This is a genomic window from Actinomadura fulvescens, from assembly GCF_039533225.1.
GTDB lineage: Bacteria > Actinomycetota > Actinomycetes > Streptosporangiales > Streptosporangiaceae > Spirillospora > Spirillospora fulvescens.
On sequence record NZ_BAAATD010000030.1, the window covers coordinates 1 to 21,130 of the forward strand.

General features: G+C 69.7%; 22 protein-coding genes. 10 read left to right on the top strand and 12 right to left on the bottom strand.

Annotated elements, in window-relative coordinates; all coding sequences use genetic code 11:
- Positions 1-196: hypothetical protein (locus ABD333_RS46690; RefSeq protein WP_344549381.1), on the top strand; the 196-nt coding region annotated here is incomplete at its 5' end.
- A 22-nt stretch (positions 197-218) separates the two neighbouring features.
- Here the strand turns inward: ABD333_RS46690 and ABD333_RS46695 are convergent.
- Together ABD333_RS46695 and ABD333_RS46700 are read right to left on the bottom strand one after the other, a co-directional pair.
- A complete protein-coding gene (locus ABD333_RS46695) occupies positions 219-2,378 on the bottom strand; it encodes a hypothetical protein (RefSeq protein ID WP_344549382.1) in 2,160 nt (719 codons plus the stop codon).
- Positions 2,379-4,974: 2,596 nt separating this feature from the next.
- On the bottom strand, positions 4,975-5,202 hold the full coding sequence (locus tag ABD333_RS46700) for a hypothetical protein (RefSeq protein WP_344549383.1): 228 nt from the start codon (positions 5,200-5,202) through the stop codon (positions 4,975-4,977).
- Positions 5,203-6,542: 1,340 nt separating this feature from the next.
- Here ABD333_RS46700 and ABD333_RS46705 point away from each other — a divergent pair.
- Together ABD333_RS46705 and ABD333_RS46710 are read left to right on the top strand one after the other, a co-directional pair.
- Positions 6,543-6,977 carry a MarR family winged helix-turn-helix transcriptional regulator gene (locus ABD333_RS46705; RefSeq protein WP_344549384.1) on the top strand — a complete coding sequence of 145 codons (435 nt, stop codon included), beginning with the start codon at positions 6,543-6,545 and terminating at the stop codon, positions 6,975-6,977.
- Positions 6,974-7,384: a hypothetical protein gene (locus tag ABD333_RS46710; protein WP_344549385.1), complete on the top strand. Its 411-nt coding sequence runs from the start codon at positions 6,974-6,976 to the stop codon at positions 7,382-7,384. Before ABD333_RS46705 ends, ABD333_RS46710 begins: the two co-directional genes overlap by 4 nt.
- 170 nt (positions 7,385-7,554) lie before the next feature.
- On the opposite strand, the gene ABD333_RS46715 is transcribed toward ABD333_RS46710, so the two are convergent.
- Both ABD333_RS46715 and ABD333_RS46720 read right to left on the bottom strand, forming a co-directional pair.
- Positions 7,555-7,854, bottom strand: a complete 300-nt coding sequence (locus ABD333_RS46715; protein WP_344549386.1) for a DUF6506 family protein — start codon at positions 7,852-7,854, stop codon at positions 7,555-7,557.
- A gap of 42 nt (positions 7,855-7,896) precedes the next feature.
- Positions 7,897-8,793 (bottom strand): LysR family transcriptional regulator, encoded by an 897-nt coding sequence (locus ABD333_RS46720; RefSeq protein WP_344549387.1) that lies wholly within the window; start codon positions 8,791-8,793, stop codon positions 7,897-7,899.
- 420 nt (positions 8,794-9,213) lie between these two features.
- Between ABD333_RS46720 and ABD333_RS46725 the strand changes: the two genes are divergently transcribed.
- The 4 genes from ABD333_RS46725 (at position 9,214) to ABD333_RS46740 (ending at position 12,118) form a co-directional block, all read left to right on the top strand.
- Positions 9,214-9,645, top strand: a complete 432-nt coding sequence (locus tag ABD333_RS46725; RefSeq protein WP_344549388.1) for a hypothetical protein — start codon at positions 9,214-9,216, stop codon at positions 9,643-9,645.
- 482 nt (positions 9,646-10,127) lie between these two features.
- Positions 10,128-10,526: a VOC family protein gene (locus ABD333_RS46730; protein WP_344549389.1), complete on the top strand. Its 399-nt coding sequence runs from the start codon at positions 10,128-10,130 to the stop codon at positions 10,524-10,526.
- A gap of 21 nt (positions 10,527-10,547) precedes the next feature.
- Entirely contained in the window at positions 10,548-10,886 is a 339-nt protein-coding gene (locus ABD333_RS46735; RefSeq protein ID WP_344549390.1) for a YciI family protein, read from the top strand.
- A 2-nt stretch (positions 10,887-10,888) separates the two neighbouring features.
- Complete coding sequence (locus tag ABD333_RS46740; protein WP_344549391.1) at positions 10,889-12,118, top strand: RNA polymerase sigma factor; 1,230 nt, start codon at positions 10,889-10,891, stop codon at positions 12,116-12,118.
- 161 nt (positions 12,119-12,279) lie between these two features.
- Here the strand turns inward: ABD333_RS46740 and ABD333_RS46745 are convergent, their stop codons facing one another.
- The 7 genes from ABD333_RS46745 to ABD333_RS46775 all read right to left on the bottom strand — a co-directional run bounded on the left by ABD333_RS46745 (position 12,280) and on the right by ABD333_RS46775 (position 18,881).
- A complete protein-coding gene (locus tag ABD333_RS46745; RefSeq protein ID WP_344549392.1) occupies positions 12,280-13,398 on the bottom strand; it encodes a pentapeptide repeat-containing protein in 1,119 nt (372 codons plus the stop codon).
- Positions 13,399-13,682: 284 nt separating this feature from the next.
- A complete protein-coding gene (locus ABD333_RS46750; RefSeq protein WP_344549393.1) occupies positions 13,683-15,029 on the bottom strand; it encodes a DUF4241 domain-containing protein in 1,347 nt (448 codons plus the stop codon).
- A 51-nt stretch (positions 15,030-15,080) separates the two neighbouring features.
- Positions 15,081-15,479, bottom strand: a complete 399-nt coding sequence (locus ABD333_RS46755; RefSeq protein ID WP_344549394.1) for an STAS domain-containing protein — start codon at positions 15,477-15,479, stop codon at positions 15,081-15,083.
- 38 nt (positions 15,480-15,517) lie between these two features.
- Positions 15,518-16,462 carry an anti-sigma factor RsbA family regulatory protein gene (locus tag ABD333_RS46760; RefSeq protein WP_344549395.1) on the bottom strand — a complete coding sequence of 315 codons (945 nt, stop codon included), beginning with the start codon at positions 16,460-16,462 and terminating at the stop codon, positions 15,518-15,520.
- Entirely contained in the window at positions 16,459-16,818 is a 360-nt protein-coding gene (locus ABD333_RS46765; protein ID WP_344549396.1) for an STAS domain-containing protein, read from the bottom strand. Before ABD333_RS46765 ends, ABD333_RS46760 begins: the two co-directional genes overlap by 4 nt.
- Before the next feature lie 357 nt (positions 16,819-17,175).
- Positions 17,176-18,030, bottom strand: a complete 855-nt coding sequence (locus tag ABD333_RS46770; RefSeq protein WP_344549397.1) for a sugar phosphate isomerase/epimerase family protein — start codon at positions 18,028-18,030, stop codon at positions 17,176-17,178.
- On the bottom strand, positions 18,027-18,881 hold the full coding sequence (locus tag ABD333_RS46775; RefSeq protein WP_344549398.1) for an alpha/beta fold hydrolase: 855 nt from the start codon (positions 18,879-18,881) through the stop codon (positions 18,027-18,029). The genes ABD333_RS46770 and ABD333_RS46775 overlap by 4 nt, the downstream gene beginning before the upstream one ends.
- 192 nt (positions 18,882-19,073) lie before the next feature.
- On the opposite strand from ABD333_RS46775, the gene ABD333_RS46780 reads away from it, so the two are divergent.
- The 3 genes from ABD333_RS46780 (at position 19,074) to ABD333_RS46790 (ending at position 20,256) form a co-directional block, all read left to right on the top strand.
- Positions 19,074-19,478, top strand: coding sequence for a hypothetical protein (locus ABD333_RS46780; RefSeq protein WP_344549399.1), 405 nt, complete (start codon positions 19,074-19,076; stop codon positions 19,476-19,478).
- A gap of 98 nt (positions 19,479-19,576) precedes the next feature.
- Entirely contained in the window at positions 19,577-19,855 is a 279-nt protein-coding gene (locus tag ABD333_RS46785) for a hypothetical protein (RefSeq protein ID WP_344549400.1), read from the top strand.
- Entirely contained in the window at positions 19,852-20,256 is a 405-nt protein-coding gene (locus ABD333_RS46790) for a hypothetical protein (RefSeq protein ID WP_344549401.1), read from the top strand. Before ABD333_RS46785 ends, ABD333_RS46790 begins: the two co-directional genes overlap by 4 nt.
- On the opposite strand, the gene nadE is transcribed toward ABD333_RS46790, so the two are convergent.
- Positions 20,257-21,099 carry an ammonia-dependent NAD(+) synthetase gene (gene nadE, locus ABD333_RS46795; RefSeq protein WP_344549402.1) on the bottom strand — a complete coding sequence of 281 codons (843 nt, stop codon included), beginning with the start codon at positions 21,097-21,099 and terminating at the stop codon, positions 20,257-20,259. It abuts the gene before it with no gap.
- Positions 21,100-21,130: the final 31 nt, after the last annotated feature.

Below are 21,130 nucleotides of genomic sequence, written 5' to 3' on the forward strand. Positions count from 1 at the left end.
CACGGCCATCGCGTTCGTTCTCCTTCGGTTCTTGGTCGATTCGAAGGATCACGCGGTGGCCGTCTCACGTCCCGACGACACGCCCTTCACCAGCGGAAACTCATACACCACCCCCGTGGACGCAACCGGCGCCGCCCTCGCGTGTTTGGGTATGGCGAAGGTTCACGTGGCGTCGTGTAGTGACTCCTTTCGCTGAGAGTGCTTCATTGACTGGTGATTTAGGGGCTGGGGCCTGCTCTCAGGGTGGGGCGTGGGGGAGAGGGGCCGGTCTGGGAAGGGCGGATGACCTCGCCGCCGAGTTCGTTCAGCACCATCGCCACAACCTCGTCGAACGGGTCGGGAGCGGTGCTGACCGGGTCCGGGGGTGTGGCCGCGTCGAGCAGCTCCGCCGGAGTATCGGGCACGTCGACCGGTACGTCATCGGAGGGACCTGCGGCAAGAGCGTCGGCCGCGGTGGGCCATTCCTCGGGGTCACCCATGACACCGAGGAAGGCGTGCCATTCGGCACGGTGTTGCCGGTAGAGGGCGACGCGTTCGGCAAATCGTTCGTGAGCGCCGAGCTCGTGGGCGACCGCGTCGAGCTCCGCCGGGCCTCGCTGCCAGCCGTCAGGCCCTCGTTCGGCCAGGCCGTACGCAGCCAGCGTGGACAGCGCCTTACTGACCGCCGAATCAGACAGTACGGCGCGGCGTTCGAGATCGACGGGACGGGCCGGACGGGCGCTGAGCGACTCGTACAGCAGAGCGCAGACCGGCCCCAGCTCCAGGAACGCCGGATGCCCGGTCTCGATGCGGCCGGCCTGCCAGATGTAACGAGTCGCCTGATCGCGATAAGACTCAGGAACCCTCAGCCGGTAGACGTCCGCGTCGCGTTCGACAGCTCGGCGGACCAGGTCGACCAGTGGGTCGCGTTCATTGCGCAGTTCGGCGAGCACCGTGGCCACCGTTCGCCACGACAGTCCCGACATCAGCGCGAGTGACCTGACCCCGAACGCGGTGGTGCTGGCGCCTGTGAGACGGGAGGCCAGTGCCAAGGCACGCAGCACCATCCGGGTCGATAGAGCCCGCCGACCCCAAACCTTACAGCGTATAGGGTCCCGCTCCGCAAGCCAAATCGCTCCGCTCCAGATCTGCAACTCAGCGTAGGTGCGGGGCGACGCTACCGGGGTATCCATGATCATGCGGGGAACCGGCCATCGCTCTTTGTAGTCGCCGGCGCCCGCGGGGGGTGTGTAGTTAGAGCTGGTGTGCGACTTGGAGGCACACTGGTGCGCGAGAGCCTGCCTGACCGCTCGATCCCAGTCCAACCGGATGACCGCTCTGCGCTGAGCGGGACTGCGGGCACCCAGCAGCGCTTCCAACCCAGGCCAGGTGCCTTCGGGACGCATCTGTGCCAGCACCTCGGTGAGCCGCCAGCCACCCGACGCGAGCGACCGCAACACGGCGAACCGCGCCTCAGACGGGGAGGCGTACGGTTTCGTTTGAGGCTGGAGGTGTGCGGCCTGCCAGGCGCCGGTGTGGGCGAGCTCGGAGAGGCGTTCAGGAAGCGCACGGCGTCCGCCGCGGAGCGGGAGCCAGGGCTGGCCATCGGTGTCGATGTGGCACGGGCCGGGCGCGGCCAGAGACAGCGCGGGCTCGCGCACAGTGAGCTCGGCGGTCAGCTCGCGCTGAAGCCGATCCCAAACCTTGGGCCCGCACGGGTGACGCAGAACGTTGGTGGCGTCGGCGAGGGGCATGGTGAGCGCCATGTATCCCAGCAGCGGACCCGTCCGGGTGTAGCCGCCTTGGCCGTCGGGACGCGCTTCACGCTTGTAGGGACAGCCCGCCACACGAATCTGTCCCTTAGGTGACCGCATCGGACCCGCGTCGAACGTGACGTACCGGTCGGCGAGGGCCTCGGCCACCCGGCGCAGGTCCTCGAACGGGACCGCCTGGCGCAGCTTGAGGTAGACGTGGCGGCCCTGCGACGGCGAGATGTCGTGAACGACGCGGCCACCGCACCTGGCGATGAGCGCGGCGAAGTCGGCGGCTTCGGCGGCTACCAGCGCGGCCGGATCGGTGGCGCCGGCCAGCTGGGCCTTGCCGATGTCGAAGTCGCCTGCCAGCAGCCGTCCGGTGCCGTCCGGGGCGTAGATGGAGACGGTGACCGGTTCGAGCGGGAAATCCGCGCCGAGCCGAACCGTCAGCCGCCGAGCCTGCGGGAAGTTGTCGCCGCCGTCGGGGGAGCGGCGTCCGTTCGGCACGGCGCCCAGCAGATGAGGAATGACACGCCAGGTCTCAGCGGCGTCGGCCGCCGACGCCGGATCGGCCCACTGGTTCCCCGTGGGCGCGATGGCCGGAAGCCGCGGCTTGCCGGCGGCCGGGGCTACCGCGGGCGCCACGACGAAGCCTTGTCTGTGCTGGCCGGAGGAGCGACCGGGATGGAACGGCTAGCCGAACCACCCGAAAGGCCAAGCCTGCCCCAACAGAACGAGAGGGTCGCAGCGCCGGGGGAGTGGTCGGCAGCCCTGCGGCACCCGAACGCACCTGCGCACGCCCGCCGCGCCACACTCCACCGCCGACACCACGCCGACCGGCGCGCCCAGCCCCGCAACGCACCGTTCACCGCAGTCTGCAGGCAACGATGCGTCCCGTATGGCGACGCCCCGTCCGCCGCATCCAACGTCGACCGACGCGAGCCGTTCTGCCGCGCACCCCGCGACGCGTTCTCCAGTGAACGACCCGCCGCAGCGCGCGACGCGCCGCATCCCGCCTCCGGCAGACACCGAGGTGTCCCGCCCGGCGCCGCGCCATGCAAGGCGCCCTGCCAAGGACGACCCGCCGCAGCGCGCGACCCGCCGCATCCCGCCTCCGGCAGACACCGAGGTGCCCCGCCCGGCGCCGCGCCATGCGAAGCACGACACGCCGGGTTGCGCCAAGCATCGTCGCTCGCGTTCTGCGGGGTGCGACGCGGCTCGTCTTGCGACGTACCGTCCGCCGTGTTCTGCAGCGAACGTGCCGAAGCGTTCCATGACGCGCTGTGCGACCCGTTCTGCGAAGGACGAAGGCTGTGTCGTGGCGCATCGTGCGAGGCGCCCTGCGAAGGACGGCACGCCGCGTCGTGTGCGGGATCGGCCGCCGCGTTCTGCAGCGGACGCAGCGACCTGCGCCGTGGCGCATCGCGCGTGGGACGACACGCCGGATTGCGCGAAGCACCTTCGCTCGCGTTCTGCAGGGGGCGACGCGGCTCGTGTTGCGACGTACCGTCCGCCGCGTTCTGCGAGGAACGAGGCGAAACGTCCCTTGGCGCGCTTTGCGATCCGTTCTGCTCCGGGTGGCACGTCGCATTGCGTGGGGCACCGTTCCTCGCGTTCTGCAGGGAACGATGCGCTAGGTCGTGTGCGGGATCGGCCGCCGTGGTCTGCAGAGGACTTCGCGAGCTGTGCCGTGACGTGGTGGGAGAGGCGTTCTGGGGAGGACGGCCAACTGCGTTGCGGGCGGCACTGTCGCTCGTATCCGGGAGGAGGCAACGCGTTCCGTGCGGCAACGCATCGTCCGCCGTGGCCTGCAGAGGCGGCCTGTGGTGCGATGCGTTCTGTAGGGGACGACACGCCGGGTTGGGGGAGGCGTAGGGCCGGGCGAGCGGGGCGGCGGCGTCGCGGTTTGGTGCAGGCTCGCGCGGTGCGGCGGCGGGGGCCGTGGTTTCGGCAAGGCCGGTGAAGGGCGCCCACGCGCGCGCGCGGCAGTTGGGAAGTCTTCTGCCGCCGGCTAGCGGAACCCAAGCTCCCGCCTGTACCGGCGCCATGACCCGCCACACTTGCTCCGCCTCGTTACGGAGTGTGAACGGCTGATCCCGGGGAATGACGATCCCGGGCACGTCGAGGACGAGCCGACCTGGGCCATCACAAAATATGGGATGGCGTGACTGGCCAGCCGTCGGACTACTTGCTATTGTCAGCTCCGACGTTGGTAAGAGGTCTGAGCCCGATTCGTTACCGGCCGCCACCGGGAATCAGGTCAGGACCAATGTGAAGTTATCCGGGTCCGAGGGCGCCCCACTGGGGCGCTTTCGTCATTTCAGGGACCGGACCTCCTGGAGGTCAGGAGCCCGAGCTCGGCGGCCAGGCCGCCTTGAGCGCGAGAAGTCACACGCGGCTGTCCCGGGCGGGATGCAAGGTTCGCCACATCGCCAGGTGCAGGCAGAGCAAAGGCACAGGACAGCGCCGTGGCGCAATCGTCCGTTTTGGGACGCGCGAGCTCTACTGGCGTGTCTGCCGTCAACGAGGTCCCGGCATTAGGTACCCTCAAGACAGCCTCCTCGGTGGTAGTGACCGATGGGGCAACGAGACCTTGAGCGGACTGCCAGGAACGCTCGGTCTCGCCAGCAGCGGCGGCGTTTCTCTGGCCATCGGGCCCTCAATCCGATGGTCGGAGAGCCGCCGTCACTGGTTTTCAGGGCACTTCGCTCCCGTCCAACGGAGCTCAGCGACCTAGCTGGGATCGTAGACCTCTGGTGTGTTTGATGGGGCAAGGCGCGCCGACTTGTCCACACCCTGAGGAACGAGCCGTCAGAGGCACCACCACGAGCCGAATGTCCGTACGGTGCGCTCTCGTTGCCCACGACGGCAGCACGCATGACGGGCACGCGGATCGGTCGGTCCGCATAGGTCTGGTCATCGGCGAGATTCCTGCCGCAGTTTCTGCGCGCCACACCCGAAGTGGGGCATGCGGGACTCGCCAGCGGTTGGTGTTCTATGATGGCCTCCGGACGTCATTGGACGCCCCGACACCGCGGAGCACCGGCCAGCACGGCCTGGGATTGCCCCCTCGAGGCAGAGCCGGACGGTGTAGGTGGTGGTCGGGGATGTTCGGGGAAGGCCTTCGCGCGGTAGCCGGCAAGCAAGCGGCGCGGGGGCCTTCTGGTTTTCTACGGGGTTCTCATCGGTCTCCTTCGCCGCGGCGTGCGCGGTCGTCGTGTCAGGGGGTCGGGTGGGGTCATCAGGCCGTGCGCAACCGCAGTTCCATGTCACCGGTGCCGGCTGCGTCGGCGAGTTCGTCAGCTTCGATCAGCAGTTCCAGGTACCGGGTGATCGAGACGCCCCGAGCAGCGGCGCCCCGCTCGGCCCGCTCCTTGATGCCGGGCTGGACCCGGCCTTGCAGGAGACGGTGCGGACGCCGATTGGGACGTGGACCCTTCCCGTGCGTTAGTTCAGCGCTGGCAACCATGCGGCCATCCTGGCGGTTCACCGAGTGGCATGCCACGACCGCGAGGGCGTGTCGCGAGATCGGTTTTTATGTGGCGCCGGTGTGCGCCCGTACGGAGGGGTCTCACAAGAGCGGAGACCAGCTTTCCGTAACCGCGATGGCCAGCCCGACATCACCAGGGGGCAAGCTTCCCTGGTGATGGTCAGACGGGCTGACCTTGCGCGATGTTAGTTCAATTCACCTCGTGTCGGTGGGCCACACGCAGATGATGACCGAAGCATCCCGTTTCCCGAAGGTCGTCCCCGGCCCGCGTCACCGTTCTTCGGAGACCACGTGCACAGCGGCCCGGGTTTGTCACGGCAATCCGGAGGTCGTTCTCGCCGAACGTAAGCGGAGCTGCGCGTCAAGCACTCACCCTCACCCTCAGCCGAGAACGCTGCAAACCACCGTGTCGTACGCGACGCGCCGGGCAGTTGTCCCCGCGTCCTCTGCGTTGCGAAGGACAACCGTCGTACGTACGGCCTCGTCGCAAGCTCAGCGCACACCCCCGCTCAACCGCAGCCCGCGCCTTTAGCTCGCGGGGCAGCACCTTAGGCCGCGCTCCACCTCCACGTCAGCCCACACCTTCGGCCTCAGCAGCGCTTAGGCCGCTCCACCTCTGCCTCGTGCCGCACCGTGTGGCTGCCTCGGGCCGCGCTCCCACCTCTGCCTTGCGTGCCTTGGACTCGCGTTCCGCCTCTGCCTTGCGCCACCTCTTGCCTTGCGCCGCGTTCCGCCTCGGTCTTGGGTTGCGCCCTACCTCGGCCTGGCGCCGCCTCTGCCTTGCGCGCCTCTGCCGTGTGCCGCGTGCCTTGCGCGCCTCTGCCGTGTGCCGCGCCTCCACCTCGGGCCACGCCTCCACCTCGGCTTTGCGCCGCGTTTCGCCTCGGTCTTGGGTTGCGCCCTACCTCGGCCTGGCGCCGCCTCTGCCTTGCGCGCCTCTGCCGTGTGCCGCGTGCCTTGCGCGCCTCTGCCGTGTGCCGCGCCTTCACCTCGGGCCCGCCACCGCCTCGGTCTTGGGTCGCGTTTCGCCTTGGTCTTGCGCCGCGCCTTCGCCTCGGGCTGTGCCTGTGCCTTGGGCTTGGGTTGCGCTCTACCTCGGCCTGGCGCCGTGCTCCGCCTCGGTCTTGGGCTGGGCCTGTGGCTTCGGACTGTGCGTTGCCTTGGCCTGGCTGCGCCCGTCTCGGACAGGACGCGCCGTATCTCGGGCTTTGACTGCGCCTTGCTTGTGGCTCGGCCCAGCGCTCACTGGGCCTGCGCTTCAGATTCTCCCCGCACCCGCGCCTTTCCAGATTTACTACGAAAGCGTATTATCCGAAACCGTGGTAACTGAGAGTGGAACATCCGCCGGGTCGGCGCTTCCGGCGCTGCAGCGCGCGACCCACGCCACCCTGCGGTGGCTGTCCGCCGAGCTGGCCGACCTTGACCTGACACCCGCCGAGATCAACGCCCTGGCCAACCTCGCCGACGGCCGCGCTCGCACCGTGTCGCGGCTCGGCGCCGACGTGGGCGTCCGCCCGACCACGCTGACCGGGGTGCTGGACCGGCTCGAACGCCGGGGCCACCTCACCCGGTCCACCCGAAGCGAGGACCGCCGTTCGACGCTGGTTGAGCTGACCCCGTCCGGCCGCCGGGCGGCCGAGGAGGTCCGCCGCGCCATGGCCGACCTCGAACGCCGCGCGCTCGGTGGCCTGCCGCCGGAGGCGGTCACCGGCTTCCACGCCGTTCTGCAAGCGCTGACGGAGGAGTCCTCATGAACACCCACGACCCGGATTTCGCCCGCCTGATGAGTGAGGTGATGGCGGGGCGCGAGCGCTTTGGCCACCGCCAGCACATCCACCTGACGTGGCTCGCCGTCCGCCGCCACGGCCCCGCCGCTGCGGTCGGCCTGATCAGCGCCGGCATCCGCCAGACCGTTCGCTACGCCGGCGCGCCCCAGAAGTACAACGCCACCGTCAGCCGCGCCTGGGTCGAACTGGTGGCGCACCACACCGCGGAGTCCGACACGTGTGAGTTCGACGTCTTCGTCGGCCAGCACCCGGCGCTGCTGGACAAGAGGCTGCTCACCCGCTTTTACCGGCCCGCGACGCTGGCGAGCCCGCGCGCCAGGACCGGTTGGGTCGCACCTGACCGGGTCCCGTTCCCGTGGACGGCTGACCGCTGAGGAGTGATCCAGGTCGGCGCCGGGCTAGCTCAGCCTCGGCCATGGGTCGCGCTTCCTGGTTGTCGAGGCCCACGTTGTTCGCGACCGCCGCCGTACATCTTCCACGGTGGCCGGTGCGGTCATCTCGCGGGTCCGTGCGCGCACTGGGACGGGTGCCGTTCTGGAACGGGTCACGAGAAGATGGCGTGCAGTCCGTTGGTCGCTTCGGGGCCGTAGCCGACCGAGCCCACTGGTACGGCAGCGCCGATCTCTTCGATCACCCGGGCGGTCCAGAGGGGGCCGAAGGCGCCGCACAGCTCGATGAGCTGAACGCCCTCGCTGACTAGCCGGTTCGCGGCTGCCGGGGCCTGTTCGGGCCGGTCGAGCCCGATCAGCACGGTACGGCAGGCGCCGGTCTCGACGATCGAGACGTCCCGGTCGGGGTCGCAGCCCGGGGCGGTGTAGAGGAAGCCCCAGTGTGTCAGTGCCATGGTCATCGCTCCGTTCGCGGCCGTGGAATGGATGCCGGCCAGCTAAACGGAGGGGCCCGACGGGCGTCCATGAGGTACGGCCTCATCGGTCTCCGCCATGGCCTCACGGGCCAGGTCGCCGAGGCGCCCTGCGTCTGGGTGTGACGGACTCCATACGAGGGCGTGACGCAGGCGTGGGGCGCTGGGCAGCGGCGACCAGGCCAGGCGGTCGCCGCCGTCCCATTCGGGTCGTACCGCCACCACAGAACGGCTGTGCGTCAGCTCGGCGACGAACAACCCGCGCCGTGGCGGACCGCGACGGATGCGGCGTGGCCGCCAGCCCGCCAACCGGAACGCCTCCAGCATCGCGTCGTGGTAGCCCGGGGCCAGCTCCCGGTGAAACCACAGCAGTTCCTGGCCGTCCAGGTCGTTCCAGCCGAGTGGGACACGCCCGGTCAGCGGATGCCCAGACGACATCAGCACGCCCAGCGGCACATCGCTGACGATCCGGCTGCTGAGCCCGCTCGTGGCGGCAGGCAGCACGATCAGTGCGGCGTCCAGGTCGCCGCGTGACAGTGCCTCCAGTTGATGGCTGACCGGCAGGTCGAGCAAGTCCACTTCGTGGACGCGGGCGCGCATCGAGGCGATGACGGCGGCGGGCGCGCCGGGTGTCACGCCGACGCGCCAGGTGCGTTCGGCGCTCCGGGCATTCTGCACAGCGCGGATCCCCGCGTGGGCGGCGTCGAGTGAACGACGCGCGTGGGGAAGCAGGGCTTGTCCCGCAGCGGTGAGCACCATGCCGCCCGGCGTTCGACGGAACAACGCGGTGCCGAGCTCTCGTTCGAGCGCGATGATCTGCTGGCTGAGCGACGTTCCCCTGATGCCCAGGAGACCTGCCGCCCGGGTCAGGTGCTCCTCTTGCGCCACCGCGCTGAAATACCGCAGTTGCCGCAGTTCCACGCGGTGCTTCCCCCTTCGACGAACTCGAAGACGAGCCCGTGGCCTCCCCGACACACCGTACAGAAACACCACAACTCGACCTGCGGCGAGCCTTCGCGAACGCAGCAGAGCCCAGATCGCGGGGTCGGCTCGCGGATCTGCAGCAGGGTCTGGACCGCGCGGGGTCAGGTCGACGTCTGCCCCGAGCATGGCGTCGGCGTGCATCAGTGCGCTGCGTACCGCTTCCGGCTCCTGCCAGGGCGCTTCCGGCATCGAGTACGGCCGTGACGATCTCCTCGGTACGGGCGGCGACCCGTTCACAACGGAGGTCCCGGCTCGCCGGAGACGCTCGGGAGACGCTCGGGAGTGACAATCCTGGCAAACCGCAAGCCCCGGTGGTCATCCGGCCGCCGAGCCAGTCAGCGAAGGGGAGTCATCGCCATGGCAGCGACACGAACAACGGTCCTGGGAATCGCGGCGGTCGCCTGCGGAGCGAGCCTGCTTGCCGCCCCACCGGCGCAGGCGCACAGTCAGGCGACCGGCACGCCACTGGCGGTTTCGTCAGTGAACGACACCACACGAACGGGCGGCGAGCCCGCCAAGATTGCTCATCGGGCTTCCAAGTTCAAGACCCGCGCCCGCTGCACCTGGTTCTTCGTGAGCGACCACACCTCCGCCGGCACCCGGCGGGTGGATGGATCGTGCAAGGGCTACAGCTGGATTTATGTCCAAAGCAACCGTGGCTGGAAGAGCGGCTGGCGGGCTGGCCGTGTCGTGGCCGGCGTGACAGTGCCTCGCGGCCACAAGATCAGGTACAGCTGGCACAAGACGCAGCGTTACGAGACCGCACACCTTTTCAAGCACAAGACCTGACACCCCCTAGCCGAAGGCGAACGCGCATCGCCTACGACAAATGGCTGAACGGACCGTACCCCGGTCCGTTCAGCCAGGTCACGCCCGTGAGAAGGATCGGAACGACCTTGGAGAGCATGGATCAGCCGTGGTGATCGGCGTCGGTGTCGGCGTGCTCGTTCAACGTACGGAGCGCGGCCCGCTGGGGCGCCCATAGTCGGCACCGACAAGCAGAACACCCAGCGGCAGCACGATGCCCCTCGCGACCGGGACAATCCGGCCGCACCGGGGTGAAGGTCTCGGTTGGCGGACAAGGCCCTGGCGGAGGCCGAGCGGGTCCGGCGCGTTCGCCGAGTGGATGCCGTCGACATTTCCGCGGTGGCCGAGATGATCTCCGACGGCGGCGTCGACGCGGCGGAAGTTGTGTTGAGTGGGTGTCGGATCGGGTGGTGGGTCGTTCGTCTGGGGGGTGAGAGACGATCGACTAGCGGAAGGAGCGGGCCGTGAAACCGAGCCTGAACGCCATCGACATCGTGGTAGCCGATATCAAGGCCGCCATGGACTTCTATGCCCGGCTGGGGTGGAAGTTCGAGGTCGATCCCGCCTACCCCGACCACGCCGCGTGTGATCTGCCGAACGGGCTGCACGTGATGCTGGACACCGAGAAGTTCCGCGGCTCCGCGCAGACGGCGGGGTGGAGCCGTCCGACGGGCGATTCGCGTACGTTCCTGTCCTTCCAGTTCGGCACCACGGCCGAGGTGGACGCCAAGTACGCCGAGCTCACCGGGGCCGGGTACACCGGCGTTCAGGAGCCGTGGGACGCCTTCTGGGGGATGCGCCACGCCACCGTGACCGACCCGGACGGCAACGGCATCGACCTGTATTGTCCTCTTCCCGCGTAGCGGCCTGCCTAGGAGTGGCACGTGAAGTATGTGCTGTTGTTCGTGGAGACCGAGGAGTTCGCGCGTGAACTGGAGGCGATGAGCGAGGCCGAGCGGCAGGAGGCGTTCGAGGCGGTCGGCCGCTGGTTCGCCGAGCACGGCGCCCAGATCACGCACCATGCGCATCTGCGGCCCGCCGAGACGGCGACCACGATGCGGCTCACCGGCGGCGAGGCGATCGTCACCGACGGGCCGTTCGTGGAGGGCAAGGAGGTCGTCTCCGGCTACGCCGAGATCGAGGTGGCCGATCTGGACGAGGCGATGGCCATGGCGCGGACCTGGCCGGCCTGCCCGCTCGTCGAGATCCGGCCGCTCAGCTGACCGTGACGGCACGGCACGAGGAGGTGCACGCCGAGCTGGCCCGCGTGGTACGTGAGCACGCGGGCCGGCTGACGGCGTGCCTGGTACGGGTGCTGGGCGACTTCGCGGCCGCCGAGGACGTCGTCCAGGACGCCATCGAGATCGCGCTGCAGCGCTGGCCCGCCGACGGCATCCCCGATCATCCGGACGCCTGGCTGCTGACCACCGCGCGCCGCCGCGGCGTCGACGTCCTGCGCCGCCAGAAGCTCTACCGTGACAAGCTCGCCCAGCTCACGTGGCCGGTTCCGGCCGAGCCCGACGACCGGCTGAAACTCGTCTTCACGTGCTGCCACCCCGCGCTGCCCCGCACCGCGCAGATCGCGCTGACGCTGCGCACCGTGTGCGGGCTGACCACCGCGCAGATCGCCGCCGCGTTCCTGGTCCCCGAGGCGACGGTGGGCCAGCGCATCACGCGCGCCAAACGCAAGATCACCGAGGCCGGGATCCCGTACCGCATCCCCGCCGGGAACGATCTGCCGGACCGGCTCGGGCAGGTGCTGGCGGTGATCTATCTGCTGTTCAACGAGGGTTACCTGAGCAGCGCCGGCGACCGCCCGTACGCCCGCGACCTGGCCGACGACGCCGAATGGCTGGCCGCCCAGCTGGCCTGGCTGATGCCCAAACAACCCGAGGCCCTCGGCCTGCTCGCCCTCATCCGCTTGCATCAGGCGCGTACCGGTGCCCGCTTCGACCCGTCCGGCGGCCTGATCCTGCTGCCCGACCAGGACCGCACGCGGTGGGACCGCGACGCCATCACCGAGGCGACCCGGCTGATCGAACGCGCCGCCGCCCACCGCAGCCCCGGCCCCTACCAGCTGCAGGCCGCCATCGTCGCCTGCCATGCCGAAGCCCCCGCCTGGGCCGACACCGACTGGCCGCAGATCGCCGTGCTGTACGACATGCTGCTGGCCCTGGCGCCTTCCCCGGTTCACCGGCTGCACCGCGCGATCGCCCTGCATCACCATCCCGGCCGACGCGGTGGGCCCGGCAACGCCCTGGCCGACCTGGACGCGCTCCCGCCCGCCGACCGCAAGGCCCTCCAGCATTACCCGCTCTACCACGCCACCCGCGCCGAACTCCTGCGCGCCACCGGACGACCCGACGCCGCCCGCGCCGCCGACCAGCAGGCCCTGGCCCTCACCAGCAACCCCGCCCAGCAAGCCCTTCTGCACCAACGCCTCAGCTGGGACTGAACGGTTACCTGGGGCACGGCAACTTGACGGCCTGCGATCCGGTGCCTTCGTAATCTCGGCATACGCGACAGCCGCGTACGACGGCAGTCTCCATGTCCGCCGCAGCACCCCCGCTTGAGACCGTCCCGGCCGAGTTTCTCGACGTGCATGGCCGCACAGGTTCAACCGAAGGGACACCACGGCAGGCCAGTGTCCGCTCCGATCTGGGGCTTTGGATCTGCCGTCGCCAAGATGCGGCGTCTCTCCTCGGACGGGATGTAGGTTCCCCGTAGGTCTGCGCCGCTTAGGTCCGCATCGTCTAGTTTGGCGCCGTACAGATCCGTGCACCGCAGATCTGCACCGCGCAGGTTGGCCCCCCGCAGGTCCGCGCCACGCAGGTTTGCTTTGCTCAGGTGCGTGTGGATCAGCTTCGCGCGAGCGAGGTTCGCCCGTTCCAGGCTCACGCGGTCCCCACGGCCCTGATTTGTGGGAATGAGGATTGCGCCGCTCAGATCTGCGCCGGTCAGCTTCGCGCCGGTCAGCTTCGCGCCGATCAGTTCTGCGCCAATCAGGTCCGCACCGATCAGGTTGGCTCCGATCAGATTTGCCCGGTGCAGATTCGCGTCCCGTAGTCCAGCGCCCGGGGTGCGGATGTTGTGCAGGTCAGGTGGGGTGACTTCATCCGGGTAGTACACCGCGAAGCTGTGGTGATGGAGGCGGCCGATGACCGTCAGGGCAGCCGAGACATCGGTGTCTGGCTCGCGGGGAAGTTTGGTGTCGGGGATGGCGAGAGCCGGGTCGTGTTCACGGACGAACGCGGCGAGGACGTCGCTGATGGTGCCCCGGTCGCGGCCGGAGTCGCGCGCGAGGCGTTCCAGAGCGTAGATGGCACTGACCCGCACATCGCGCTCGGCCGCACCGAGTTGCTGGGTGGCCTGGATGTACCGGCTGGTGATCTGTCCCTCTCGGGAGGTACGCAATTCCTGTTGACCGGCCCGCAACGTCAGCGCGGTCGCGATCAGGCTCGCCGCGGTGAACAGGACGCCGAACAAGATTCCGACGCTGTTCAGCGTCTGGTGGCGGCTGCCCCGCTGCTTGTCCAGCAGTTCGAGTCGCTCCTGGACCGGCAGCGCGTCCAGCTCCTGCTGGCTTGGCCAGGTGACCCGGGGACGCCGACCGCGTCGTCGGCGCAGGCCGACTGACCTTGATCCGCCAGGAGGGGCCAGCTCAGGCTCACTCTGGTGACCACTCGAAGGGAGCGGATCGGGCACCTGTTCGTCCCGCTCGCGTGATTCGCTCACACATCTCAGACGCCGATCGGCCTTCCCGGGATCGCATCAACGGCCGTCAGCGTTCGCGCCACACACCCGTAGGGGCCCCCGAGCGCAAATCCATTCGCGACTCGCAGCGGTCCAGGTTCGGAAACAGCCTCGTCCGATCTGGAGCGGAAGTAGCGGGTGGCGGGCATCAAGGGAGGCTGGTCATCGGGCGTCCCGGATCTCAAGGGCGGCCGCGGCGCCAGCGGCGAACACGTGGAACACCAGCCGACCGCCGGGGGTGGTGGTGTCGACCACCTGTCTCCCGTTTACGGAACCTTGTTCCGTGCTCGTAGCCCTGATGAGCTCGGGCGGGCGCGGGGGAGATAGTCGACCAGGTAGCAACTGATCTCTCCGTCCGCCGCGCGGCCGAGCCAGACGGGATAGCTGCCGTCGCCCCAGTACGTGGGCATGACGATCATGTTGGTCGGGGAGCCGGGGCGCGGGTCGTCGAGGGAGGTGAAGAGGGCCTTGTCGTCGGCGGTGGCCTGTTCGACGTCGTTCTGCTTGTAGTGGGGCCAGCCGGTGGCGTCGGCCAGGGCCAGGGTGCCGGTGTCGACGCCGGCGCCGTAGAGCTCGCCGTCGCCAAGGAAGAGTTCGTGTTCGCCTGCGCGCAGAGCCAGATGCCAGGAACGGACCGGCTTGCCGGTCACGCGGACGCGGCACGCGTGGGGTGCTCCGACGCCGGCGAAGCGGAACAGGTCGACCGGGTACTCACCCGCAGGTACGGTCGCCAGCAGCGGCTCGGGCTCGGCCACGGACCAGCCGGGATCCTGGACCGCCAGGCGGCCGCTCGGCAGCCGCAGCCGACCGGCGGAGACGCGTTCCACGGTGACCTTCCTGCCGTTCTCGGCCACGAATCGTGTGCCCGGGGTGGTCAGCTCCGTAAGGTGGCTGGGGCGCAGTGGCTGAGGTGCTCGCCAGGGGAAACGTGTAGGCGCGGTCGCCGAGCCCGGGCGTACGGTGACGGAGCCGGTCAGCCCCGCGAACCTCGGCCAGTCGCCGGGGGAGGGCACCGGTGCGTTGTCCGGCGGACGTGCACGCTCGGGCCACTCCGACCAGTTGACATAGGTCTGCCGTACGCCGCCGTTGGTGCGGGTCCAGGTTTCGACGTCGCGGACCGGCCCGGCGACCGCGCGGCGGATCCGGCCCCGGAAGTTCGGCTCGCCGCCCGAGGATCCGGGGCTCCAGCTGCGGACCTCGAACAGGCGGAGGCGTCCGTCCGGCCAGCGGCGGTAGGAGACGCCGCGGTACTTCCGGCCGCTGCCGTCGAGGTTCCAGAGCTCGGCGTGGTGGGCTCGCCAGCAGACCTCGATGACCATCCGGGGCACGCCGCCGACGATGAGGAGCACGGCGTACTGCTCCCCGGCGGCGTCCCTGGTACGGGCGAGGGCCTCGGAGACCGGATGGTCAAGGGACCGGGCGGCGACGTTCCAGCCCGCGCCGTAGACGACCTCGACGGGATCGTCCGTGGGCTCGGCCAGGCCGCCCCGGCTGTCGGGGTCGCCGGAACGCCGGAGGAACGTGAAGCCGCCGAGCGCGGCCGCCGCCGTCGCGAACGCGCCGTACGTCAACAGTGTCCGGCGTCCGAGCCGTTCACCCTCCATGATCCGCATGCCGGAGAGCCAAGCAGTGCACGCCGGTTTTTGGTCCGAAATGTCCAGAAATCAGGCTGAACCGTTATCGGACGTCCCTGAACACGTGACCGTGCCATGTTTGTCTGTGGCGGCGAGGGTCTGGCGGGCCTGGTCGACGGTGTCGGTGTGCGGGATGTGCTTGTCCAGGCCGGTGACCCACAGCGCCCGGGTGGTCTTGTAGGTCGCGCCTACCAGGATGAGGCGATGACCGTCGGTGGTGAGGCGCTTCCAATGCCGGATGAGCACGGCCATGCACCTGGTGTCGATGAACGTCACGTCGGTCATGTCGACGATGAGGTCGTCGGCGTCCAGCCGGGCGGTGGCCAGGGCCTCGTCGAAGTCGCCTTGCCTGGTGATGTCGAGAACGCCGCCGACGGCGACGACGCGGAGATCGTCGTCCTGGTCGGTCCCGGACTCCAGAGGCCCCATCACGATCTCCCTTTTCGCAGCACGGCCGCGGTGCCGGTTCAGCGGGTGAAGTAGATCCGGATGGTGGTTCCGTCCGGCCGGGTGTGCATCCGCGTCAGATCGGCCAGCTGGTTGACCAGCAGCAGCCCGCGGCTGCCGGTGACGGTGGGGGCCACCGGCCTGCGGCCCGCGAGGGGGTCGTCGATGTGCCCGCCGTCGTGGACCTCGCACACCAGGTGCGGGCCTTCGGCCCAGACGCGCAGGGTCCCCCGTCCGCCGCCGTGTCTCAGGGTGTTGCCGGTCAGCTCGTTCACCGCCAGTTCGACGTCCAGCACGCGGTCGTGCCTGAGGCCGGCGCGTTCGGCCTGCTCGACCGCCAGGACCCGGGCCTTGGCCAAGCTGGTGTTGTCGTAGGCCAGCACGGCGGCGGGGACGTCCGGCTCGGGCAGCGGCACGTTGCAGCCCTCGATCACCTCGGCGGCCGCGTACCGGTCGCTGGCGCGTTCGCCGTGAACGTCGGCCAGCATTGGATGGGTGGCCGCGGCGTCAGCCAGGACCTTTGGCCGCAGGGCGTCGGCGTCGTAGGGGCACAGGATCGTCACGGCACGCCCGGCGAACGCCAGGTTGATCAGCGCTTCGTGCTGCAGGCAGGCCGGATACTCAAGGTCGCTGCGGTCGGCCCAGATCGGCTCCCCGATGATGCGCACCCGCCGTCCCGGATGGGCGTCGGCGAACGCACGCAGCACCCCGGGGATGATCCGGCCGGGGTTGCGGCCCGCCCGTCCCATGTCCAGCAGCCGGACCCGGCCGGCGGACGCGCCCAGTCCGGCGCGCAGCAAGCCCAGGTTGGGCTCGGGCACGGCGGCGGCGACCGGTTCGCCGGCGTCGAGTCCTTCGCGCAGGAACGAGACCGTACCGGCCAGGTATTCGGCGGAGCCGCGGTAGAAGAGCGCCGGATGATGGAACGGCTCGGCGGCCGCCGGACCCGAGGACCGCGTGGTCATCGGCCGCTCACCTCGATCCCGTTCAGCTCCGGCCAGAGCACCGCCAGAATCCGGCACAGGGCGGGCGGCGGGTCGTAGAGCACCACGCGGCCGCCGTCGAGCCGCGCCGCCGTGGCGACCAGCGCCGCGGCGCCCCCGGCGTCCACCATCCGCAACTCGCCCAGTTCCAGGTGAACGACGGGATGCGTGCGGGGCAACTCGTCCAGTGCCGACTCCCAGACCTGCCGGGTGCGAATGTTGATCTCGCCGCCGACCCGCATCCCGGGACGTTCCGGCAGGCGCTTGACCCACAGGACGTCGGCCGGTCCACGCGGCGTGGCACCGGCCGCGCCGGTCGCATCGTCCCGATCGGTCATCCGCACCACCGCCAATCGTCACCACGCAGCCACTGTCGGTCACCGCCCATCATGCCCTCTGACGGGGTTGTAAAGGGGCGTGTTCGAGGACTCGTCTCCCGCGGCGCCGCCACCAGAGAACATCGCCGACAAACCCGGCGACGAGCATCGGAGAGTGACAGCTTGCCGCTTCCGGGCCACCAGAACATCACCGGTCTGACAGGGCACCGGCCACGCCGACATCACCAAGGACGTACGAACCCCGAAGGTGGCGCGAACGTACGGAAGGCGGCGCGAACGTAGGGAAGTTCGGCGCGTTCGTGCGGGAGGCGGTGCGTTTGTACGGAAGGCGGTGCGTGGGCCGGGACGGGTGTGTCGTCAGGGATGGCCGTTCCAGGCTCGTTGCAGCGCGACGCGGTTGTCGCGGATCAGCGCGGCGAGATCGCCGTCGTAGAGCGAGTCGGGTACGTCGCTGGAGAAGATCTCCAGCACGCAGGGGCCGCGGTAGCCGCCCTCGAACGCGGCGTGCAGCAGCTGCGAGGTCGGGATCGGCCCGGTGCCGACACTGCGGCGATCGGCGTGTGAACGCGGCGTCCGCCAGTCGCTGACCTGGAGCAGGAACACCGGGTCGCCGTCGGCGCGCAGCCCGGCGGCCAGATACGGGTCCTGCCAGAGGTTCCAGGTGTCGACGCAGATCCCCACGCTGTCGTGACCGACCGCCCGGACGTGCTGCTGGGCCTGGGCGAACGTCCAGATCATCGTTTCCGCGTTCAGCAGGATCGGGTTGAGCGGCTCAAGGGCGATCCGTACGCCGTGGTCGGCCGCGGTCTCGGCGAGACGCCGCAGGCCGCTGTGCACGTGGTCGAGGGCTCCGGCGATGTCGCCGCCGGGCGCCGGGCCGGTGTTGACCACGAACACCGCTCCCGGGGCATATGGGGCGAGCCGTTCGATGCTGGCGCGTATGCGAGCCAGACGCTCGGCGAGACCCTCGGGCTGAGGCATCATCCGGCTCGGGAACAGCGTGCGCAATCGCGGCTGCACCGAGCACACGGGCAGGCCCGAGTCCGCGAGCTCGGCGAGCTGCCGGTCCAGCCGCTGCGGGTCGAGCTTGTCCTCGCACAGCTCGATCGCCTCCACGCCCAGCTCGCCGTAGCGACGCAGATCCTCCTCGAACGTCCACGGCGCCGTGGTGAACTCGTTGACGGAGTAGGTGAACGGCATGGGTGGACTCATCGTGTACCTCCGGAGCCGGTCAGCCGCGGACCGTGCAGGACGAATTCGGTGACGGTGTCGTGGAACAGGTCCGGTTCGTCCAGGAACAACGCGTGGCTGCTGCCCTCGAAGAACACCGTCTTGGCGTAGGGAACGGCCTGCCCCACGTAGGCCGGTCCCTGCCAGGGCATGACGGTGTCACGGCGGGCCACCAGCACCAGCGAGGGCACCGTGATGGTGGGCAGCAGGTCGCGCCAGTCCTGGCGGGTGTGATCGGCCATCAGCGCGTTGCGTACGTGGGGCGGGCACTTGGCCATCTCGGCCAGCAGCCGCTTGCGTTCGTCCACCGGCAGCCGCCGGTGCGTGATGGTGTCGATCTGCTGGTTGTCGAAGTCCTCGACAGAACACTCGATCTGAGCCTGCGTACGGGCCAGCTCCGCGTCGTCGTAACAACTCCTGTGGGCGTACGTCCAGTCGGGCGCGTAGTACTGCCGGGGAGTCTGTTCGACGAACACCGCCTGGGCCAGCCGGCGGGTGCCGAACAGTTCCAGGTAGCTCCAGATCACAGAACACCCGAGCGACCAGCCCAGCACCGTGACCTCGTCCAGATCGAGCGCCTCCAGCAACTCGTCCAGGTCCCGGGCCAGGCGCGGCACGCGATAGCCGTGGTCGGGCTTGCCCGATTCGCCGTGTCCCCGCAGGTCGGGCACCACGACCCGGCTGTGCTCGGCGAAGACCTCGGCACCGCGATCGAAGAAGCGGCCGCTGAATCCCCATCCGTGCAGCATCACCAGAGGACGTCCTCGACCGCGTTCCCGGTAACGCAGCAACGTGCCGTCCCCGGTCACCACGTCGGCCACCTCGCAGCTCACAACCTGCAACCTGCCTGCGATGGAGCCAAGGCAACCTGGCGAGAAGCACAACCCCCAGCAAAGTCGGACATCGCTTTCGGCAAGGACCATCCGCCCCTTGCCAACGTGAATAACTATTGGTAGTTGTACTGCTGCTCATCGTGACGAAACGCGGATCGCGTGACCGTCACCCCCCGAACGAAGGACCCTCCCGTGTCTTCGACGCGTAGCCGCGTAGCAGCACTTCTCCTCGGCACCGCCGCCACCACCTCGGTCGCGGCCCAGTCGCCGGCGGCGTTCGCCGACGACCAGCCCAACAACGTGCCGGTCAACGTCACCTACCCGGGCCCCGGCACGGTCACCACCGAGCACAAGGTGATCGACACCTGGCAGTACGAGCCGAAGGTCAACACCCCCGCCGACCAGCAGCAGCCCACCGGCCAGCAGCAGCCCACCGGCCAGCAACCCTCAGGCCAGCAGCAGGACTCCTCCGAGGAGGCTCCCGCTGAGCCGGGCGTGGCCTCCCGGGTCAAGGGGACCGTCAACGAGATGATCCACGCGGGAGCCACCGGCGGCGCCGACGCCATCACCCACGGCGCCGACGCGATGCTGAAGTAGACCCGGCCCCCGGCCTGGCTCCGCGACGCCGCCACCGCCCCCGCCGACTGACGAACGGAGGTCGGCCCGAGCCTCTCGCGGCGGAGTAAGATGAAAGTATGAGCGCCAAGGACAGGATCACCATCACGATCGACCATGACCTGGTGGAGGCCGCCGAGGCTGCCGTGGCGGCCGGGAACGCCCGTTCGGTGTCGGACTACATCAACTCGGCCGTCCGGGAACGCGCGAGCCGTCATGCCCGGTCTCGCCTGTGGCTCGACCAGCAGCTCGCCGCCGTGCGCGGCAGCGGGCCGGACGCCTACGAGGCCGCACGGCGGCGGGCCGCGGCCGCCCTGGGTCTCTCCCTGTCCGACGACGACGCCGGGACCGCCGCGTGAGGGTCCTCGACCACAGCACGCTCGCGCAGATCGCGGCCGGCGCCGACGTGGGCTTTCACCTGCTGGACCTGGTCGAGCGCTACAACCTGCCGGTGCTGATCCCGGCATCGGCCCTCGAACAGGTCGCGCGGGACGCCTTCTCCGACCCCGACGCCGTGACACTGCTGGGCCGGATCGACGCGACCCTGGGGTTCAACCAGGTGAACGTGGACGTCCTCGACGAACACCGGGCGCTGCAGGTCGCCGAGGCGGGCTCCCGGATCGGGCAGACGGCGGGATCGGTCTCCTACGCCCACGCCGCGGTGTGCGCCCGCGAGCACGACTGCGTGGTGATCACCGCCGACGGCGCCGTCTGGAAGGACCTGGCCCCCGACGTCGTCACGGTCGAGCTCACCGACTGATCAGCGCCGCCACCAGTCGTCGAACGGCGTGACCGGAAGGGCCCTCTTGTGCCGGGTCGCCCGGTAGACCGACTCGACCTTCGCGGCCACCTCCGGCGAGACGTCGACACCTTCCAGATAGTCGTCGATCTCGCTGTACGTCAGGCCGAGCGCCACCTCGTCGGGCAGCGCGGGCCGCTCGTCCTCCAGGTCGGCGGTCGGCACCTTCTCCCAGGTGCTCGGCGGCGCCCCCAGCTCCTGGAGCAGGGCGGCGCCCTGGCGCTTGGTCAGCCCCGTCAGCGGGGTGACGTCGACGCCACCGTCGCCGTACTTGGTGAAGAAGCCGGTCACCGCCTCGGCCGCGTGGTCGGTGCCGACGACGAGCAGGCCCAGCTGCCCGGCGATCGAGTACTGGATCACCATGCGTTCGCGGGCCTTGATGTTGCCGCGCACGAAGTCGCGCAGCCCGGGCGCGTCGTGCAGCAGTTCCCGCAGGCCGAGCGCGGCCTCGGCGGCGACGGCGTCCGCGCTCGGCTTGACGTTCACCGCGATCGACCGGTCAGGCCGGATGAAGTCCAGCGCGATCCGCGCGTCGTCCTCGTCGGCCTGCACCCCGTAGGGCAGCCGCACCGCGACGAACGTGACGTCGTGTCCCTCGGCACGCAGCTCCTCGCTGGCGAGCTGGCACAACCGTCCGGTCAGCGTGCTGTCCTGGCCGCCGCTGACCCCCAGCACGTAGCCCTTGGCCGGGGTCGACCGCAGGTAGTCCTTCAGGAAGTCGACCCGGCGCCGGATCTCGGCCTTGGGCTCGATGGCCGCCTTGACGCCGAGCTCGGCGAGGATCTGATCCCGTAGCTTCGCCATCCGAGCACTGTAGTGGCCACCCCACGGCGAA

Coding starts and splice junctions, on each gene's coding strand:
- ABD333_RS46760 (WP_344549395.1), bottom strand. CDS start 16,462: ATGACCACGCGGTCCTCGGGTCCGGCGGCCGCCGAGCCGTTCCATCAT.
- ABD333_RS46755 (WP_344549394.1), bottom strand. CDS start 15,479: ATGGGGCCTCTGGAGTCCGGGACCGACCAGGACGACGATCTCCGCGTC.
- ABD333_RS46725 (WP_344549388.1), top strand. CDS start 9,214: ATGGCAGCGACACGAACAACGGTCCTGGGAATCGCGGCGGTCGCCTGC.
- ABD333_RS46700 (WP_344549383.1), bottom strand. CDS start 5,202: ATGGTTGCCAGCGCTGAACTAACGCACGGGAAGGGTCCACGTCCCAAT.
- ABD333_RS46785 (WP_344549400.1), top strand. CDS start 19,577: ATGAGCGCCAAGGACAGGATCACCATCACGATCGACCATGACCTGGTG.
- ABD333_RS46765 (WP_344549396.1), bottom strand. CDS start 16,818: ATGACCGATCGGGACGATGCGACCGGCGCGGCCGGTGCCACGCCGCGT.
- ABD333_RS46715 (WP_344549386.1), bottom strand. CDS start 7,854: ATGGCACTGACACACTGGGGCTTCCTCTACACCGCCCCGGGCTGCGAC.
- ABD333_RS46750 (WP_344549393.1), bottom strand. CDS start 15,029: ATGCGGATCATGGAGGGTGAACGGCTCGGACGCCGGACACTGTTGACG.
- ABD333_RS46770 (WP_344549397.1), bottom strand. CDS start 18,030: ATGAGTCCACCCATGCCGTTCACCTACTCCGTCAACGAGTTCACCACG.
- ABD333_RS46710 (WP_344549385.1), top strand. CDS start 6,974: ATGAACACCCACGACCCGGATTTCGCCCGCCTGATGAGTGAGGTGATG.
- nadE (WP_344549402.1), bottom strand. CDS start 21,099: ATGGCGAAGCTACGGGATCAGATCCTCGCCGAGCTCGGCGTCAAGGCG.